This is a genomic window from Streptomyces sp. NPDC002619 (assembly GCF_042889305.1).
Taxonomy (GTDB): Bacteria; Actinomycetota; Actinomycetes; order Streptomycetales; family Streptomycetaceae; genus Streptomyces.
On record NZ_JBIAQV010000018.1, the window covers coordinates 147,669 to 167,014 of the forward strand.

The window sequence follows — 19,346 nt, forward strand, 5'->3', positions numbered from 1 at the left end:
GGCGCGGAATCGGGGTAGTGACGTGACAGGCTGGCAGTTCTGGGTCGACCGGGGCGGGACCTTCACCGACATCGTCGCGCGGCGCCCGGACGGCAGCCTGCTCGCGCACAAGCTGCTGTCCGACAACCCCGCCCGCTACGCCGACGCGGCCGTCGCCGGCGTACGCGAACTCCTCGGCGGCTCCCAGGAGCCCGTCGAGGCCGTCCGCATGGGCACCACGGTCGCCACCAACGCCCTCCTGGAACGCAAGGGCGAGCGCACTCTCCTCGTCATCACACGCGGTTTCCGCGACGCCCTGCGCATCGCCTACCAGAACCGCCCCCGCATCTTCGCCCGACGCATCGAACTGCCGGAGCTGCTGTACGAACGGGTCGTCGAGGTCGACGAGCGCATCGCGGCCGATGGCACCGTCCTGCACGCACCGGACCTGGACGCACTCCAGGGCCCCCTCCAGGAGGCGTACGACCAGGGGATCCGCGCCGTCGCCGTCGTCTGCATGCACAGCCATCTGCACCCGGCCCACGAACAGGCCATCGGCGAACTGGCCGCCCGCACCGGCTTCCCGCAGATCTCGCTGTCCAGCGAGGTCAGCCCACTGATGAAGCTCGTCCCGCGAGGGGACACCGCCGTCGTGGACGCCTACCTGTCGCCCGGGCTGCGACGCTACGTCCAGCACGTCGCCGACGAACTCCAAGGCGTGCGGTTGATGTTCATGCAGTCCAACGGCGGGCTCGCCGAGGCCGGCCAGTTCCGCGGCAAGGACGCCATCCTCTCCGGACCGGCAGGCGGCATCGTCGGCATGGCCCGGATGTCGCAGCTCGCCGGCTTCGACCGGGTCATCGGGTTCGACATGGGCGGCACCTCCACCGACGTCTCGCATTTCGTCGGCGAGTACGAACGCGTCTTCACCACGCAGATCGCCGGCGTCCGGCTGCGCGCCCCCATGCTGGACATCCACACCGTCGCGGCCGGCGGCGGCTCGGTGCTGCACTTCGACGGCTCCCGTTACCGCGTGGGACCGGACTCGGCCGGAGCGGATCCGGGACCGGCCTGCTACCGCGGCGGCGGCCCGCTCGCCGTCACCGACGCCAACGTCATGCTCGGCCGCATCCAATCCGCCCACTTCCCCAAGGTGTTCGGGCCCGACGGCGACCAGCCCCTGGACGGCGCGCTCGTCAGGGACCGATTCACCGACCTCGCCGACGAGATCCGCGAGCAGACCGGCGACGAGCGCACGCCGGAGCAGGTCGCCGAGGGCTACCTGCAGATCGCCGTCGCCAACATCGCCAACGCCGTGAAGCGGATCTCCGTGCAGAAGGGCCATGACGTCACCCGCTACGCCCTCACCACCTTCGGCGGTGCGGGCGGACAGCACGCGTGCATGGTCGCCGACTCGCTCGGCATCCGCACGGTCCTGGTGCCGCCCATGGCCGGCGTCCTCTCCGCCCTCGGTATCGGCCTCGCCGACACCACGGCCATGCGTGAACAGTCCGTCGAGGCGCCCCTGGAGGCGGCCTCGATGCCCGCCGTCCGCAAGACTGCCGACGACCTGGAGGGCGCGGCCCGCGCCGAACTCCTCGCCGAGGACGTCCCTCAGGACCGCATCGAGGTCACCCGCCGCGCCCAGCTCCGCTACGACGGCACGGACACCACCCTCACGGTCGAGCTGACCGAGCCCGACACCATGAGGCACGCCTTCGAAGAACGTCATCGCGCCACGTACTCCTTCACCCTCGACCGCCCGGTCGTCGTCGAAGCCCTCTCCGTCGAAGCCACCGGCATCACCCAACCCCCCGATCTCTCCGCCCTCGCCACCTACGAGGGCGGCACCGCCGCCCCAGAGACGGTCCGCCTCCACACGGGCGGCGCCTGGCGCGACGTACCCCTCCACCGCCGCGAGGACCTGCCCCCCGGCGAAATCGTCACCGGCCCCGCGATCATCACCGAGGCCGGCGCCACGACCGTCGTCGACGACGGCTGGCGGGCCGCGACGACCGACGACGGCCATCTGGTCATGGAACGGGCGACGGTCACGCAGAGTTCCGATCTCGATACGGAATCCGATCCCGTTCTCCTCGAGGTCTTCAACAACCTCTTCATGTCCATCGCCGAACAGATGGGCGCCCGGCTCGAGTCCACGGCACAGTCCGTCAACATCAAGGAACGCCTCGACTTCTCCTGCGCCCTGTTCGACCCGGACGGAAACCTGGTGGCCAACGCCCCCCACATCCCCGTCCACCTGGGCTCCATGGGCACCAGCGTCAAGGAGGTCATCCGCCGCCGCGCCGGCGAGATGCGGCCGGGGGACACATACGCCGTCAACGACCCCTACCACGGCGGCACCCACCTTCCCGACGTGACCGTCATCACCCCGGTGTTCGACACGCAGGGTGACCGGATCCTGTTCTACGTCGCCTCGCGCGGCCACCACGCCGAGATCGGCGGCATCGCGCCGGGCTCCATGCCGGCGAACAGCCGGACCATCGACGAGGAGGGCATCCTCTTCGACAACTGGCTGCTCGCGGAGAACGGCCGCTTCCGTGAGGCTGAGACCCTCGGCCTGCTCACCGAGGCGCCGTACCCCTCGCGCAACCCCAGGACCAACCTCGCCGACCTGCGGGCCCAGATCGCCGCGAACCAGAAGGGTGTCGACGAAGTCGCGCGCATGATCGAGGACTTCGGACTCCAGGTCGTCCAGGCCTACATGCGGCACGTCCAGGACAACGCCGAGGAAGCCGTCCGCCGCGTGATCGGCGCCCTCGACGACGGCGAGTACGCCTACGAGACCGACGCGGGTGCCGTCATCCGCGTACGCGTGCGCGTGGAGCGCGCGGAGCGCCGCGCGACCATCGACTTCACCGGTACGTCCGCCCAGCTCGCCACCAACTTCAACGCGCCCTTCTCCGTCGTCAACGCCGCGGTGCTCTACGTCTTCCGTACCCTGGTCGCCGACGACATCCCGCTCAACGACGGCTGTCTGCGCCCCCTGGACATCGTCGTACCGTCCGGCTCGATGCTCGCGCCCCAGCCGCCCGCCGCCGTCGTCGCGGGCAACGTCGAGACCTCCCAGGCCATCACCGGCGCCCTCTACGCGGCGCTCGGCGTCCAGGCCGAGGGCTCCGGGACCATGAACAACGTGACCTTCGGCAACGAGCGCCACCAGTACTACGAGACCGTTGCCTCGGGGTCCGGCGCCGGAGACGGCTTCCCCGGAGCGAGTGTCGTCCAGACCCACATGACCAACTCGCGCCTCACCGACCCCGAAGTCCTGGAGTGGCGACTGCCGGTTCAGCTGGACGAGTTCGCGGTACGACAGGGCAGCGGCGGCGCCGGACAGTGGCGCGGCGGGGACGGAGCGGTGCGCCGCATCCGCTTCCACGAGCCCATGACCGTCTCCACCCTCTCCCAGCACCGCCGTGTCCCCCCGTACGGCATGGCGGGCGGCTTCCCCGGCGCACTCGGCGCCAACCGCGTGGAGCGGGCCGACGGCACGGTGACCGAACTCGGCGGAAGCGACTCGGCTGACGTCGGCCCCGGCGACGTACTCGTCATCGAAACCCCCGGTGGCGGCGGCTACGGGCCGCCGTTGCCCGATCCCCATCAAGCAGGAGAAGAGAGCGATGACCTTCGGGCGTTCTGAGCGCGGCAAGCCCCTGGTCGAGCCCGTCACACTGAAGATCCTGGTGGCCGGCGGCTTCGGCGTGGGCAAGACCACCCTCGTCGGTGCGGTCAGCGAGATCAGGCCGCTGCGCACCGAGGAGCTGCTCACGGAGGCCGGACGTCCGGTCGACGACACGCGCGGTGTCGAGGGGAAGCACACCACCACCGTGGCCATGGACTTCGGCCGCATCACACTGCGCGAGGACCTGGTGCTGTACCTCTTCGGCACGCCTGGACAGGAGCGGTTCTGGTTCATGTGGGACGAGCTGTCCGAGGGCGCGCTCGGTGCCGTCGTGCTCGCCGACACCCGCCGCCTGGAGGACTGCTTCGCCGCCGTCGACTACTTCGAGAGGCGCTCCATACCCTTCCTCGTCGGCGTCAACTGCTTCGAGGGAGCCTCTCGTTACCCGGCAGAGGACGTCCGCCGGGCCCTCGACCTCGACGCTGACGTGCCGCTGGTCGTGTGCGACGCCCGTGACCGCGCATCGGTCAAGGAGGTGCTGATCGGCGTCGTCCAGCACGCGATGGCGTACGCGGCCGACCGCCGGCAGACCGTCACGACCTGACGCGCGCCCACGGCCCGCACCCCCGCCGACCGGGGTACGAGCCGTGGTCCCTTCGGGGACACTCCACGCGCGCGGGGGTTCACCTGCGCCGCACGCGTGCGTGGAGCACGTCTCCCCGGCTCCTAGTTGTCACCCTCCTCCAGCCACCCGAAGCTCTTCTCCACGGCCTTGCGCCAGTTCTGGTATTCGCGGTCGCGCACGGACGCCTCCATCGCGGGCGTCCACTCCACGTCTTTCCGCCAGTGCGACTTCAGCTCGTCGAGATCGTTCCACACACCTGTCGCGAGGCCTGCCGCGTAGGCGGCGCCCAGGCAGGTCGTCTCGGAGACCTTGGGCCGGATCACGGGTACCCCGAGCACATCGGCCTGGTGCTGCATGAGCAGGTTGTTCTTGGTCATGCCGCCGTCCACCCTCAGGGTGGTGATGTGCACCCCGGAGTCCTGGAACATGGCGTCCACGACCTCGCGTGTCTGCCAGCTCGTCGCCTCCAGCACGGCCCGCGCGAGGTGTGCCTTCGTGACGTACCGGGTCAGGCCCGTGACGACCCCGCGCGCGTCGGAGCGCCAGTACGGCGCGAACAGGCCCGAGAACGCGGGCACGATGTAGGCGCCGCCGTTGTCGTCGACGCTCGCTGCCAGGGTCTCGATCTCGTCGGCGGTGCGGATGATGCCGAGCTGATCGCGGAACCACTGCACGAGCGCGCCCGTTATCGCTATGGACCCCTCCAGACAGTAGACCGGGGCCTCACTGCCGATCTTGTAGCCCATCGTCGTCAGCAGTCCGCTCTTCGAAGGGACAGGCCTGTTGCCCGTGTTGAGCAGCAGGAAGCTGCCCGTGCCGTACGTGTTCTTCGCCGTCCCGACGTCGTAGCAGGCCTGTCCGAACACGGCCGCCTGCTGGTCGCCGAGTGCCGAGGCGACCGGTACACCGGAGAGCTGGCCGACGGCGGTCCCGTAGACCTCGGCGGAGGACCTGATCTCGGGGAGGATCGCCTCCGGCACGTTCATCGCGGTGAGGATGGACGCGTCCCACTGGAGGGTCTCCAGGTTCATCAGCATGGTGCGCCCCGCGTTGGTCACGTCGGTGACGTGCCGTCCGCCGTCGGTGCCGCCCGTGAGGTTCCAGATCAGCCAGGAGTCGATGGTCCCGAAGGCGATCTCGCCGCGCTCCGCCCGGTCCCTGAGCCCCGGCACGTTGTCGAGCAGCCAGGCCGCCTTGGGCCCGGAGAAGTAGCTGGCCAGCGGCAGCCCGGTCTGTTCGCGGAAGCGGTCCTGCCCGTCCGTGCCGCCCAGTTCGTTGCACAGGGCAGCCGTGCGCGTGTCCTGCCACACGATCGCGTTGTGCACCGGCTTGCCGGTGGCGCGATCCCACAGGACGGTCGTCTCGCGCTGGTTGGTGATGCCGAGGGCGCTGAGCTGTTCGGCACGCAGCCCGGCCTTGGCGAGCGCTCCGGCGACCACCGCCTGGACCTTGGACCAGATCTCGGTGGCGTCGTGCTCCACCCAGCCCGGCTTGGGGAAGATCTGGCGGTGTTCGCGCTGGTCGACGGCGACGATCGCGCCGCCGCGGTCGAAGATGATGCAGCGGCTTGAGGTGGTGCCCTGGTCGATTGCGGCAACGTACTTCTCGGCGGTGTCCGTCATGGCTACCCCTTGGTCGCTGGGTCAGAAGGCTGCGTTGTAGATGAGGCCCGCGAGCGCTCCTCCGATGAGCGGGCCGACGACCGGGACCCAGGCGTAACCCCAGTCGGACGTTCCCTTGTTCGGGATCGGCAGGAAGGTGTGGACGATACGCGGGCCGAGGTCGCGCGCCGGGTTGATGGCATAGCCGGTGGGCCCGCCGAGGGAGAGTCCGATGCCGACGACGAGCAGCGAGACGACCAGCACCGTGGTGCCGGACTCACCGAGCCCCTTGGTCAGCCCGAAGGCGAGGATGGGCAGGACGAGGGCGATCGTTGCGATGATCTCCGTGATGAGGTTGGCGAGCGGATTCCGGATCTCCGGGATGGTGGAGAAGATGCCGAGGGTCGCAGTGGGTTCCTCCGTCGAGCCCTTCCCGCGGACGTTGGCCTGGAACTGGGCGAGGTAGACGAGATACGCGAGGATGGCGCCGAGCATCGCTCCGACGATCTGGCCCAGCAGGTACACCCAGACCTTGTCCCACTCGCCCGTGTTGACGGCGATGCCGATGGTGACGGCGGGATTGAGTTGCCCGCCGGAGAGCGGGGCGGCGGTGTACGCGCCGGCCAGCACGCCGAATCCCCAGCCGAACGCGATCACGACCCACCCCGAGGCCCGGGCCTTGGAGTATCTGAGGGTGACGGCGGCGCAGACACCGGCACCGAAGAGGATCAGGATCGCGGTACCGATGACTTCGCCGACGAATATGTCTCCGTTGCTCATGGCGGCTCCCAGGCGCTGGCCCCCGGGGGATCGACCCCGGCCCTCCGTGCAGGAACGGTTCCCTTGGCAACTTCAGCCGAAGGCAGGGAAGCTCCCGCGCCCCGCCCGGCGTCCGTGACGAGCGTGCCGTCGCAGCCGAATCGCCCGTGGGGAACGTGCCATGGCTCAGCAGAAGCCCGCGGCGCAGTGCCTGATTACGCCGAGAATGTACGGCGATGTCGACCGACACCGGGAAGTGTTCACCGGCGTCCAGAGAGCGTCAAGGTCGCGGACAGCAACGGTGACAGCCACGCGTGCGTCGCCTGTGCGGGCCCAACGGGCGTGCCGGGTGCGGCCGGTCAGACGTGGGGCTCGGCCGCCGCGTATCCCGCGCGGGCGGGCGCGGTCTTCGAGCCGCGCCGGATCTCGTGCCCGGGCAGCCCCGCACGCCCGAGTACCCAACTGACCCCGCACAGCGACTTCGCCGCCTGCTTCAGCGGTGCCAGACAGGCCGCCGCCTGCCGGTGGTCGGCCACACTGCCCGGCGCGCACACGACCGTGGCCAGCGACAGCGTGACGGGACGACCGCCCGCCGACCAGGGCGTGTCGAGCACGGCGGTGACCAGCGGATCCAGTCCCTCCTCGTCCGCGAGCACCAGGAAGTCGTCGCCGCCGATGTGCCCCACCCGCGTGTTCCCGTACGCCGCGTGCTGCAGCGCCCGCCCCACCGACCGGATCAGCTCGTCGCCGGCCGCGAACCCGGCACCGTCGTTGACCTGTTTGAAGTGGTCGATGTCCAGCCAGCTCAACGCGCACGTCCGCCCGTTCGCGAGCCACCGGTCCACCTCGGTCGTGATCGCGTCCGAACCGGGCAGCCGCGTCAGCGGATTGAGCGCGGCGGCCTCCTCGACCCGGTCCTCGGCCAGCGCCCGGACCAGGTCAGCCAGCCGCACGACGCCCACACAGCGCCCATGGCGGTCGACCACCGCGACATCGTCCGAGGTACGGTCGCGGCCGCCCACGGCCACCACGTCCAGCACCTGCCAGGCGGTGGCGTCGACACCGACCGTGCGCGGAGGGTCGCCCAACTTCACGGCGGGCCGGTCCGCGTACAGGGCATGTCCGTAGCGGCCCGACATCGACAGCAGGAAGCGGGAGCGGTGCACCGAGCGGACCGGAACCCCGGCCTGGTCCACGAGCAGCACCCCGGACACCTCCGGCGACCCGGTCAGCAGCGCCCGCACCTGTCCCGCCGACGCGGTCGCCGGCATCAGTGCGGCGGGCCGTACGAACTCCCGCACCGTCGGACCCGACGGGAGCGTCGCCGGGGCGTCGGGAAAGCGGGGCGGAACGTATACGTCCGCCGCGGGAATCCGGGCCGGCGGTGCGAACAGGTCGCCCTGCGCCAGCTGCGCGCCGGCCGACACCGCTGCCGTGTACTGGAGTTCGGTCTCCACGCCCTCGACGGCCACCAGGGCGCCGAGCTGCTCGCACAGCGTCCGCATCGCCCGCACCGCGGCCGGCCGCGACAGCAGCGAGGCATCCAGCTTGACGAGATCGGGGCTCATGTCGATGAGCAGCCGCAGGGGTACGTCCCCGTCCCCGATACCGTCCGCGCTGATCCGGAACCCCTGGTCGCGCAGCGCCGTCACCGCCTCCAGGAGGGCCCGCTGCGGCACGTGCGTGTACGGCGGCACGATGTCGAGGGTCACCTCCCACGGCATCCGGCCCACCTCCCGTACGGCGGAGTGAAGGGGCGTGAGGCCGCCGAGGTCGGCCAGGGTGCCCGCGAACACGTTGACGTGCAGCGGCAGGAGCTTCTCCTTGCGAGCTGCCGCGCGGAGGGCCAACACGGCCAGCTTTCCGTCGAGTTCGGGGTCACGGCGGGCTTCTGCCAGGATGTCGCCGGTCTCCGGGCGGGCGAGAGTGTCCAGTGCGGCGACTCCGCCGGTCGCCAGATTGACGATCGGCTGGAAGGCGAAGCGGAGTGTGTCCGACCAGGAGTGCACGGGAGCATGATGGCGCCGCCCGCGCACGCCCAGGCGCAGTTCATAAGACGTTCACGCAGGATTCCTGGATGGTCACACAGCGTAGGAGAACCGCCGGTAACCCTCCTGTCACACCACCCCCGTCCATACCCTTCAGCGCACCGCGATCACCGACGAACCGTGCCCGAACAGCCCCTGGTTGGCCGTGATCCCGACGCTCGCCCCGGCCACCTGCCGCTCCCCGGCGGCACCCCGCAACTGCCAGGTCAACTCGCAGACCTGGGCGAGAGCCTGGGCCGGCACCGCCTCTCCGAAGGAGGCCAGTCCACCGCTGGCGTTCACCGGTGTGCGCCCGCCCAGGGCAGTCGCGCCCTCGTGCAGCAGCTTCGCGCCCTCACCCTCGCCGCACAGCCCCAGATCCTCGTACCACTGCAACTCCAGGGCGGTGGACAGGTCGTACACCTCGGCCAGGGACAGGTCCTCGGGACCGATGCCCGCCTCCTCGTAGGCGGCCCGGGCTATCGACGCCCGGAACGTCTCGTCCGGCGGCCCGGCCGCCGACGCCGAGTCCGTGGCGATGTCCGGCAGGTCCAGCACGGTGCTGGGATAGCGCGGCGTCACCGTGGACACCGCGCGGATCCGCACCGGCCGCGGCACAGCGTGCCGACGTGCGAAGTCCAGGCCGGACAGCACCAGCGCCGCGCCGCCGTCCGAGGTCGCGCAGATGTCGAGCAGCCGCAGCGGATCGGCGACCACCGCGGATGCGGCCACCTCCTCGGCGGTGACCCGCCTGCGGTAGCGGGCGTACGGATTCAGCGCCCCCAGAGCGGCGTTCTTCACCTTGACCTGGGCGAAGTCCTCCAGTGTGTCCCCGTGCACGGCCATCCGCCGTCGCGCGTACAGCCCGAAGTACGCCGGATTCGTCGCCCCCAGCAGCCGGAAGCGCAGCCAGTCGGGGTCGTCGTGCCGGTCCCCGCCGGCCGGCCGGAAGAACCCCTTGGGGGCCGCGTCCGCCCCCACGACGAGCACCACGTCCGCCAGCCCGGAGAGGATCTGGGCCCGCGCCACTGCGACCGCCTGCGCCCCGGACGCGCACGCCGCGTACACACTGGTGACCCTGGCTCCCTGCCAGCCCAGGGCCTTCGCGAACGTCGCCCCCGCGACATACCCCGGGTAGCCGCCACGCACCGTGTCCGCGCCGACGATCGAGCCGATGTCCCGCCACTCCAGACCGGCGTCGGAAAGCGCCGCCCGGGCCGCCGAGGTGCCGTACTCGACGAAGCCGCGTCCCCACTTGCCCCAGGGGTGCATGCCCACGCCGAGCACCGCCACGTCCTCCGTCATGCCGTCACCCCCGTCGGCCGCCAGTTCCAGGTCGTCCAGGTCGTCTCCGTGTCCTCGTGGAGCACTCCGGGGACGACCTCCACCGCCATGCCCACCGCCAGGTCCGTGACGGTGATGCCGGGAACCGCCTGTCCCAGCACCACGATCCGCTCGAACTCCAGCTCCACAGCGATCAACGCGTACGGCTCCCACGGAAGTTCCGGATCGCTCACATAGGGTGACGGCGGCCGGTACCGGCAGTCCGTGTACGACCAGATACGCCCGCGCCGCGACAGCGCGACCTCGTCCAGGTCGCCGCCCGGGCATTCCGGATTGCGGCAGTCGACGTCCTCGCGTGGGAAGAAGACCGCCGAACAGGCCGCACAGCGTGTGCCAAGAAGCCGGAAGTCCCCCGCCTCGCCGGTGAACCAGCCGACGACCGCAGGCGTGCGTGTGCGCGACAAAGCCCCTCCAGAGCACTCGATCTGACGGAACGTCAGAAGTGTGCCACGGTGCCCTCCGATTACGACCGTGCCTGCTTCAGGTGCTTCCGGAAGACGTGCTTCCTGCGATCGGATACAGTCCGCGCGTGTCCGAAATTCAGCACCCAACCGCCAACTCCGAGCCGGACTCGCACTGTTCGAGCTGCGGAGCGCCCTACGGAGAGGGAGTCTCCGGTTTCCCTCGCACCTGCGCCGCTTGCGGGGCCGTCGCCTACCGCAATCCGCTGCCGGTCGCGATCGCCCTCCAGCCCGTGTACGACACGAAGGGCACCGCCCTGGTCGTCATCACCCGCACCGTCGCCCCCGCGCGCGGGGGCACGGCACTGCCGGGCGGCTACATCGACGACCGCGAGGACTGGCGGCAGGCCGTCGTACGCGAACTCAAGGAGGAGACGGGCATCGACGCCGCGAGCCGCGACGTGCGACTCGTCGACGCGATGAGCTCGCCCGACGGGCACCTGCTGCTGTTCGGGCTCCTCCCCGAGCGTCCGGCCGACCTGCTCCCGGCGTCCCGGGCCACGGACGAGACGGAGGGCTGGCACCTGCTGCGGCGGGCGGAGGAACTCGCCTTCCCGCTGCACACCCTGGCCGTCCGGGCGTTCTTCGAGGGCCGCTACATCTGAGCTCGACGCTCACCCGAGCCCTCGAATGCGCACCGGGTAGGGCGGCTCACTCACACCGCCGTCCCCCTCGCGTCCGACCACCACCCGCCGGCCCTCCCAGCGGGCGACGTACCGTTCGATCTCCAGCTCGTCCCACCCGTCGCCCGCGTCCGGCACGACGAGCCCGCCCCCGGTCCGGCCACGGGCGGGCGCCCACACCTCCAGCTCGAGCCCGCCGTCCGCACCCCGCACCGGAATCACCGCACCCGCGCGCGCGAGCACCGGAATCCTCGCCAACGGGGCGTCGACGAGAACCTGCCCCGGACCTTCGTACACCTGCTGGGTCACCGTGTCGTACCAGTGCCCCCTGGGCAGCAGCACGGCACGCCGGTCCGCGCCCGGGTCCAGCACCGGCGCCACCAGGAGAGAGTCGCCCAGCAGGAAGGCGTCCTCGCAGTCGCGCAGCGCCCGGTCCTCCGGCGCGCCCCACCACACGGGCCGCACATAGGGCGCACCGGTGCGCCTGGCCAGATGCGCGAGGGTCATGAAGTACGGCAGCAGACGCCGGCGCTCGACGAGCGCCACGCGTGCGTGCTCCAGCACCTCGGTGCCGAACTCCCACGGCTCCCTGCGCCCCGCCCGCAGACCCGCGTGGGTGCGGAACAGCGGCAGATACGCGCCGAGCTGGAACCACCGCAGGAACAGCTCCGGGGACGGGCTCCCGTCGAAACCGCCCACGTCCGGCCCCGAGTACGGCACCCCGCACAACCCGAGCCCCAGCGCCAGCGACAGGGACGCCCGCAGCCCCGGCCAGGCCGTGGCCACGTCCCCCGACCACGTGCCGCCGTATCGCTGCATACCGGCCCAGCCGGAGCGGGAGAAGAGGAACGGCCGGTGCTGGGGCGACAGTTCGCGCAGCCCCTCATAGGCCGCCCTGGCCATGCACAGCGCATACACGTTGTGGGCCTCCCTGTGGTCGCCACCGAAGCCCTCCAGCGAGTGCCGGACCGAGCGCGGCAGGGTCGACTCGCCGAAGGCGTTGAAGGACGTCGGCTCGTTCATGTCGTGCCAGAACCCGGCGAAGCCCTGGGCGAGCCGCTCCTCGTACAACCCGCCCCACCACTTGCGCACGCGCGCGTGCGTGAAGTCGGGAAAGACCGACTCCCCGGGCCACACCTCGCCCCGCACCAACTGCTCCGAGGCGTCCCGCACGAAGGCCTCCACGGCGGTCCCGCTGTCGTACACGGTGTTGCCCGGCTCGGACTTCACCGCCGGATCCACGATCGACACCAGCCGGATCCCCACGCGCCGCAGCTCCTCGGCGAGCACCGGCAGCCTCGGGAAGCGCTCGCTGTCGACCGTGAACACCTGATGCGCGTCGAAGTGGTCGATGTCCAGGTGGATGGCGTCCAGCGGCAGGCCGTGCTCCTGATAGCCCGCGACGATCCGCCGTACCTCCTGCTCGCAGCTGAAACCCCAGCGCGCGTGATGGTGCCCGAGCGCCCACGCGGGTGGCAGCGCGGGCGCCCCCGTCAGCGAGGCCCATGCGCGCAGCACACGCGCGGGAGTGCCCACCATGACCCAGCAGCGCAGCGGACCGCCGTCCACCCTGAGCTCGCACCGCCCGGCCCGGTCATGGCCCGATCCGGCGCCCTCCTCGCCCTCCCGCAACGTCACCGTCCCGTCCCACGAGGTGTCGTGGAAGACCAGGTGCGTGGCCGCGTCGGCCACCACCATCTGGACCGGCATCGTGATGTACAGGGGATCGTCACCAGGTTCGAAGGCACGTCCCGGGTCGGTGTTCCACAGCCGGTACGTCCCGTCGCGCAGCCGGGGCCCCGCCGCGCGGCCGCCCAGGCCGAAGAAGCGTGCGTCCGCGGCCACCTCCGAGCGCTGCATCCAGCGCGCCGTCCCGCCACCGACCGGCTCCCACCATCGCGGCGGCATTTCCCGCCGCAGCGTCACGCCCCCGGGGGTGCACACCTCTATCGCGCCGTGCCGGGAGACGACGACAGTCACCCGCTCCGCCACGACCCGCCAGCCGCCGTCCTTGTCCGGCTCCAGCACCGCCCTGGGGTCCGGCTCGGGGGAGCGCCCGGCGAGGGCGTACGACGGCTCGGGACCGGCCCCGTCCCAGCCCCAGAACACCGCCCCGTTCACATCGACGGTGATCCGCAGTTCCGACCTGGTGAAACGGATCAGACCGCCCCCGGGCCCGGGCTCCACGCCGCTCACCTGACCCGGCACCCGCGCGCGCTCCGCACCCCGCGGCTTCAGCGCGACGGCGTCGGTACGCCTCCTGCGCCATGCGGCCCGTACGGTGCGCAACCCCTGAGCCGCCCTCCTCGAACCGACCACCTTCACCGAACGCACCAGGTCACGACCGTCCATGCTGCTCACCCTGCCACTGACAGCCCCACACGCGCGTGTCGTTCAACTGCCGTTCACCCGTGCTGGGAGCACATCGTTACGACAGGGACTATGTGGGGCGCACCCTGGTGTAGAAGTCGATCACATGGCATCGTCCCTGTCAGCCGCGTCACGCGCACAACCCAGCCCGTGCGCGAGTGACGCACACCACGCGTACAGTCCGGGAGCCGCCCCATGTCGACCGCGAACCCCCTGCCGCTCTGGCAGCCAGATCCGGAACGGATCGCCCAGGCACGCATCACCAAGTTCCAGGCCTGGGCGGCCGAGCACCACGGCGCCCCGTCCGAGGGCGGCTACTTCGCACTGCACCGCTGGTCCGTGGACCAGCTGGACACGTTCTGGAAAGCCGTCACGGAGTGGTTCGACGTCCGGTTCTCGACGCCCTACGCGCGCGTGCTCGGCGACCGCGCGATGCCCGGCGCGGACTGGTTCCCCGGCGCGACCCTCAACTACGCCGAGCACGCCCTGCGCGCCGCAGCGACCCGCGCGGACGAACCGGCGCTCCTGTACGTCGACGAGACCCACGAACCGCGCCCGGTGACCTGGTCCGAGCTGCGCCGCCAGGTCGGCTCACTCGCCGCCGAACTGCGCGCCCTCGGCGTACGCCCCGGCGATCGCGTCAGCGGCTACCTCCCGAACGTCCCGCAGGCCGTCGTCGCCCTCCTCGCCGCGGCCGCCGTGGGTGCCGTCTGGACCTCCTGCGCCCCCGACTTCGGCGCCCGCAGTGTCCTCGACCGCTTCCAGCAGGTCGAACCCGTCGTGCTGTTCACCGTCGACGGCTACCGCTACGGCGGCAAGGAGCACGACCGGCGTGAGGTCGTCGCCGAACTGCGCCGCGAACTGCCCACCCTGCGGGCCGTCGTCCACATTCCCCTCCTCGGGACCGAGGCACCGGAGGGCGCTCTGGAGTGGTCGGCACTGACGTCCGCCGACACCGAGCCCGTCTTCGAACAGGTCCCCTTCGCCCATCCCCTGTGGGTGCTGTACTCCTCCGGCACGACCGGCCTGCCCAAGGCCATCGTCCAGTCCCAGGGCGGCATCCTGGTCGAGCACCTCAAACAGCTCGGCCTGCATTGCGACCTCGGCCCCGAGGACCGTTTCTTCTGGTACACCTCGACCGGCTGGATGATGTGGAACTTCCTCGTCTCCGGGCTCCTCACGGGCACCACGATCGTCCTGTACGACGGCAGCCCCGGTTACCCGGACACGGGCGCCCAGTGGCGCGTCGCGGAACGCACGGGAGCCACCCTCTACGGCACGTCGGCCGCGTATGTCATGGCCTGCCGCAAGGCGGGCGTGCACCCGTCCCGCGACTTCGACCTGTCCAAGGTGCAGTGCGTCGCCACCACCGGTTCGCCCCTGCCGCCCGACGGGTTCCGCTGGCTGCACGACGAGGTCCGCGACGACCTCTGGATCGCCTCCGTCAGCGGCGGCACGGACGTGTGCTCCTGCTTCGCGGGAGCCGTACCCACCCTCCCGGTGTACACGGGCGAACTCCAGGCGCCCGGCCTGGGCACCGACCTGCAGTCCTGGAACCCCAGCGGCAAGCCCCTCGTCGACGAGGTGGGCGAGCTCGTGGTCACCAACCCTATGCCGTCGATGCCGATCCGCTTCTGGAACGACCCCGACGGCAGCCGGTACCACGACAGCTACTTCGACACCTACCCCGGAGTCTGGCGCCACGGCGACTGGATCACCGTCACCTCTCGCGGCTCCGTGATCATCCACGGCCGCTCCGACTCCACGCTCAACCGCCAGGGCGTGCGCATGGGTTCGGCCGACATCTACGAAGTTGTCGAACGCCTCCCCGAGATCAAGGAATCCCTGGTCATCGGCATCGAACAGCCCGACGGGGGCTACTGGATGCCCCTGTTCGTGCAGCTGGCCCCGGGAGCGGTTCTCGATGATTCCCTCCTGGCCCGCATCAAGCAGGCCATCCGCGAACAGCTCTCGCCACGGCACGTCCCCGACGAGGTCATCGAGGTACCCGGCGTTCCCCACACCCTCACCGGAAAGCGCATCGAGGTCCCGGTCAAACGCCTGCTTCAAGGCACACCCCTGGAGAAGGCCGTCAACCCGGGCTCCATCGACAACCTCGACCTGCTCAACTTCTACGAGGAGCTGGCCCGCAAACGCGCCTGACCCAAACGGAAGGCCTGGTCAACCTCCGTAGGCGGCCTGGGACTTCGCCGAGCACGACGGCGAAGTCCCAGGCCGGCCGCACCCCGTCTGCCCCTCCGCGGTCAGCGCCGCCAGCGCCACCGGCACCCGTTGTCAGTGCCTCCGGTTACTGTGAGTGAGCATTGATCGATCGCGCACTGGGGGAAACATGGCGCACACCGACCACCTGACCATGCGACGCGTCCTGCGCCGCGAAATCGCCGGCACCATCGGCCTGCTCACCGACGAGCAGGACTTCCTGGCCATGCGGCGCTATCGCAGCTTCACCTTCGACGACCACACCATCTACCTCCACCAGATGGAGGCACTCCTCAGGGCCCGCGCAGCGCAGGGCGGCCACACCACCCTCGCTCTGTTCGACCCGGAGGAGTACGCCGAATACTGCGCGGAGACCGGCCTCGAACCGGACACCGCGTCGAGCCGCACCCGCTTCACCGCCGAACTCGCCGCCACCGGTGCCACCGTCCCCTACGACGGCCAGGCACTCGACGAACTCGTGCCCGAGCTCGTCGACGAGGCCATCCGCCAGGCCACCTGGGAATACGCCAGCACCCTGCTGGCTCGAATCGGTCCCTGCACGACCTGCGGCGAGGACATCGGCCGCGCGGCCTTCAACCGGGCCTCGGACCTGCTCGCCCGCATCCTCGACACGGCATCGCCCGGCGACCGGCACCTTGTGTGCAGTGTCTGGGGATCACCGGAAACACTCGTGTCCGTCCTGCACGCCGACGAGGACGCCGAGGGCATCACACGCCTGGACGAGGCGGAGGCCCTCGAATTCACCACCGTCCTGGCACTCGGCATCGCCACCCGCAGCCCGGGCGGACTCGTCATGCGCACGAGCGCGCCCGGCACAGCCGACCGCATCTACGGATGGCGGATCCGAAAGGACGGCCTGGAGCCCCTCACCGCCGGCGAGGTCTTCGACGCCTACTGCACGGACATCGAATCCGGCGACCTCATTTCCCCGGAATCCGGCGTCGACTACTGCGTACCGCCCGACCTGGGAAAGGACGACGGGACACCAGGACACCGCCACTGAACGCGCCAGGGGCGCTCCATCCGAAGGCGGAGCGCCCCTGAAGAACCACCGACGGCAGCCCGGCGCGACTCACTACTCGCCGGACAGCACCGCCTGGGCCGCCCCGCGCGCTTCCTCGGCGCTGTCCGCCGCCCGGGCGGCCGCCGCGGCCCGCTCGCACTGGGCCATCGTGTACTTGGCCAGCGTCGCCCGCACATAAGGAATGGACGCCGCACCCATGGAAAGGGAGGTGACCCCCAGACCCGTCAGCACACACGCCAGCAGTGGGTCGGACGCAGCCTCGCCGCACACACCACAGCTCTTGCCCTCGGCCTTCGCCGCGTCCGCGGACAGCGACACCAGGTCGAGCAGCGCGGGCTGCCACGGATCCTGCAGCCGGGACACCGCACCCACCTGACGGTCGGCGGCGAAGGTGTACTGGGCGAGGTCATTCGTGCCCAGGGACAGGAACTCGACCTCCTGCAGAATCGAGCGCGCCCGCAGCGCGGCCGAGGGAATCTCCACCATCGCGCCGAACTTCGCCCGCAGCCCCGCCGCACGGCACGCGTCGGCGAAGGCCCGGGCGTCGGCACGGTCGGCCACCATCGGCGCCATGACCTCGAGATAGACCGGCAGCCCCTCGGCGGCCTTGGACAGCGCGGTCAGCTGGGTCCGCAGGATGTCGGGGTGGTCGAGCAGTGTCCGCAGACCGCGCACACCCAGCGCCGGATTCGGCTCGTCGGACGGAGTCAGGAACTCCAGCGGTTTGTCCGCACCCGCGTCCAGCACCCGTACGACGACACGGCCCTCGGGGAACGCTTCGAGCACCTGCCGGTAGGCCTCGACCTGCTTCTCCTCGGACGGCGCGTTCTTGCTGTCGTCAAGGAAGAGGAACTCGGTGCGGAACAGACCCACACCCTCGGCCCCCGCCTCCACAGCCGCAGGCACGTCCGCCGGACCACCCACGTTGGCCAGCAGGGGCACCTTGTGCCCGTCGGCGGTGGCACCCGGGCCCGTCGAGGCGGCCAGCGCCGCCTTCCGCTCGGCGGCCGCTGCCTCGAGCTGCGCCTTCTTCTCCTCGCTGGGGTTCACGAAGATGTCGCCGGTGCTGCCGTCGACGGCGATCACCGTCCCCTCGGCAAGCTCACCCGCACCCGGCAGTGCCACCACAGCCGGCACACCGAGCGCACGAGCGAGGATCGCGCTGTGGCTGGTCGGCCCGCCCTCCTCGGTGACAAAACCGAGCACCAGGGTCGGGTCCAGCAGCGCCGTGTCGGCCGGCGCCAGATCACGGGCGACGAGCACGTACGGCTCGTCGCTGTCGGGAACACCCGGCATCGGAACGCCGAGCAGCCGGGCGACGATACGGTTCCGCACGTCGTCGAGGTCGGCCACACGTCCGGCGAGATACTCACCGGCGCCGGCCAGCAGCTCGCGGTACGCGGCGAACGCGTCGTACACCGCACGCTCGGCCGTGCTGCCCACAGCAATACGCCGGTCCACATCGGCCATCAGCTCGGGGTCCTGGGCCATCATGGCCTGCGCCTCGAGCACCGCCTGGGCTTCACCCCCCGCCAGATTGCCCCGCGCCATGAGGTCGGCCGCCACAGCGTCCACAGCCTGGCGGGCCCGCCCCTGTTCGCGCTCCGCCTCCTCCGCCGGGATCTGCTTGGCAGGCGGCTCGAGCACCGCCGTTCCCATGTGCCGCACCTCGCCGATCGCCACACCGTGGCTCACGCCGACGCCTCGCAGCGTTGTCTCCATCTCACCCGTCTCCGATAAGTGCGGCAGGTCCCGCCGCCGCGGTGGTTGTCCTACGTGCCGTCGTACGACGGCACCGATGTCAGTTCCAGCCGAAGAGGCTGTCGCCGGCCTTCACATCGCCGTCGTCACGCAGGTCGGAGAGGGAGTCGGCCGCGGCTTCGAGTGCCACCACGGGGCAGATCGGGGACTTCCCGGCCTCCTCGACGGCGGCCGGGTTCCAGCGCACGACGGCCTGGCCCCGCGTCACGGTGTCGCCCTTGTTGACGAGCAGTTCGAAGCCCTCACCGTTCAGCTGCACGGTGTCGATACCGAGGTGGGTGAGCACGCCGTGTCCCTGGTCGTCCACGACGACGAAGGCGTGCGGGTGAAGCGAGATGATGACGCCGTCCACGGGGGCGACTGCTTCCGAAGGCTCACGCACGGGGTCGATCGCGGTGCCCGGGCCGACCATGGCCCCGGCGAAGACCGGATCCGGCACGGAAGCCAGTCCGATGGCGCGTCCAGCGAGTGGGGACGTCACGGTGGTCATGGGAAGCCTCCCGGAGGTGGGGCTGCATATAGAGGCCGTCACTGGCTGTCCCGGACGGCACGCTGAGCAGCAGGGTATGTCAGATGAAGAGTCGGTTCCGCATGGAAGCTACCAGCTAGTGGTCTAGACCACCAGTCCAATCGATTTGCACCGCCTTCGAGGGCGCGTGTACAGTCGTACTCCTGCTTGAGGCCGAGCGACGCCACCAGGTGTCCATACTCAGCAGCACTCAACTTGTCAGATCCTATCTCGGGGTCTCCTTCGGCATGTCTGCGGGAGGGCGGTCAGAGAGACGGAAAAACACTGATAGAGTCTGGAAACACCGAAGGGAAGCGCCCGGAGGAAAGCCCGAGAGGGTGAGTACGAAGGAAGCGTCCGTTCCTTGAGAACTCAACAGC

The 19,346-nt window shown here is 70.5% G+C and carries 13 protein-coding genes; 5 read left to right on the forward strand and 8 right to left on the reverse strand.

Annotated elements, in window-relative coordinates:
* The first annotated feature begins 22 nt into the window (after window positions 1–22).
* Window positions 23–3,640, forward strand: a complete 3,618-nt coding sequence (locus tag ACFYXB_RS26415) for a hydantoinase B/oxoprolinase family protein (protein ID WP_389586519.1) — start codon at window positions 23–25, stop codon at window positions 3,638–3,640.
* On the forward strand, window positions 3,621–4,226 hold the full coding sequence (locus ACFYXB_RS26420; RefSeq protein ID WP_389586521.1) for an ATP/GTP-binding protein: 606 nt from the start codon (window positions 3,621–3,623) through the stop codon (window positions 4,224–4,226). The genes ACFYXB_RS26415 and ACFYXB_RS26420 overlap by 20 nt, the downstream gene beginning before the upstream one ends.
* Before the next feature lie 122 nt (window positions 4,227–4,348).
* Here the strand turns inward: ACFYXB_RS26420 and glpK are convergent, their stop codons facing one another.
* The 5 genes from glpK to ACFYXB_RS26445 all read right to left on the reverse strand — a co-directional run bounded on the left by glpK (window position 4,349) and on the right by ACFYXB_RS26445 (window position 10,382).
* The gene (gene glpK / locus ACFYXB_RS26425; RefSeq protein WP_389586523.1) at window positions 4,349–5,869 is read right to left on the reverse strand and encodes a glycerol kinase GlpK; all 1,521 of its coding nucleotides are present in this window, start codon (window positions 5,867–5,869) and stop codon (window positions 4,349–4,351) included.
* Between the two features lie 21 nt (window positions 5,870–5,890).
* Window positions 5,891–6,628 (reverse strand): MIP/aquaporin family protein, encoded by a 738-nt coding sequence (locus ACFYXB_RS26430; protein ID WP_389586525.1) that lies wholly within the window; start codon window positions 6,626–6,628, stop codon window positions 5,891–5,893.
* 338 nt (window positions 6,629–6,966) lie between these two features.
* Entirely contained in the window at window positions 6,967–8,616 is a 1,650-nt protein-coding gene (locus tag ACFYXB_RS26435) for an EAL domain-containing protein (protein WP_389586527.1), read from the reverse strand.
* 132 nt (window positions 8,617–8,748) lie between these two features.
* Window positions 8,749–9,939, reverse strand: coding sequence for a lipid-transfer protein (locus ACFYXB_RS26440; protein ID WP_389586529.1), 1,191 nt, complete (start codon window positions 9,937–9,939; stop codon window positions 8,749–8,751).
* Entirely contained in the window at window positions 9,936–10,382 is a 447-nt protein-coding gene (locus tag ACFYXB_RS26445) for a Zn-ribbon domain-containing OB-fold protein (RefSeq protein ID WP_389586531.1), read from the reverse strand. The genes ACFYXB_RS26440 and ACFYXB_RS26445 overlap by 4 nt, the downstream gene beginning before the upstream one ends.
* Before the next feature lie 125 nt (window positions 10,383–10,507).
* On the opposite strand from ACFYXB_RS26445, the gene ACFYXB_RS26450 reads away from it, so the two are divergent.
* On the forward strand, window positions 10,508–11,044 hold the full coding sequence (locus ACFYXB_RS26450) for an NUDIX domain-containing protein (RefSeq protein WP_389586533.1): 537 nt from the start codon (window positions 10,508–10,510) through the stop codon (window positions 11,042–11,044).
* A 9-nt stretch (window positions 11,045–11,053) separates the two neighbouring features.
* Here ACFYXB_RS26450 and ACFYXB_RS26455 read toward each other — a convergent pair whose 3' ends face one another.
* A complete protein-coding gene (locus ACFYXB_RS26455; protein WP_389586535.1) occupies window positions 11,054–13,414 on the reverse strand; it encodes a glycoside hydrolase family 31 protein in 2,361 nt (786 codons plus the stop codon).
* 213 nt (window positions 13,415–13,627) lie between these two features.
* Between ACFYXB_RS26455 and ACFYXB_RS26460 the strand changes: the two genes are divergently transcribed.
* Window positions 13,628–15,595 carry an acetoacetate--CoA ligase gene (locus tag ACFYXB_RS26460; protein ID WP_389586537.1) on the forward strand — a complete coding sequence of 656 codons (1,968 nt, stop codon included), beginning with the start codon at window positions 13,628–13,630 and terminating at the stop codon, window positions 15,593–15,595.
* A gap of 187 nt (window positions 15,596–15,782) precedes the next feature.
* Entirely contained in the window at window positions 15,783–16,676 is an 894-nt protein-coding gene (locus ACFYXB_RS26465) for a hypothetical protein (protein WP_389586539.1), read from the forward strand.
* Between the two features lie 72 nt (window positions 16,677–16,748).
* Here the strand turns inward: ACFYXB_RS26465 and ptsP are convergent, their stop codons facing one another.
* Both ptsP and ACFYXB_RS26475 read right to left on the reverse strand, forming a co-directional pair.
* Window positions 16,749–18,419, reverse strand: a complete 1,671-nt coding sequence (ptsP, locus tag ACFYXB_RS26470) for a phosphoenolpyruvate--protein phosphotransferase (RefSeq protein WP_351360897.1) — start codon at window positions 18,417–18,419, stop codon at window positions 16,749–16,751.
* A 79-nt stretch (window positions 18,420–18,498) separates the two neighbouring features.
* A complete protein-coding gene (locus ACFYXB_RS26475) occupies window positions 18,499–18,948 on the reverse strand; it encodes a PTS glucose transporter subunit IIA (RefSeq protein ID WP_351360894.1) in 450 nt (149 codons plus the stop codon).
* Window positions 18,949–19,346 lie beyond the last annotated feature (398 nt).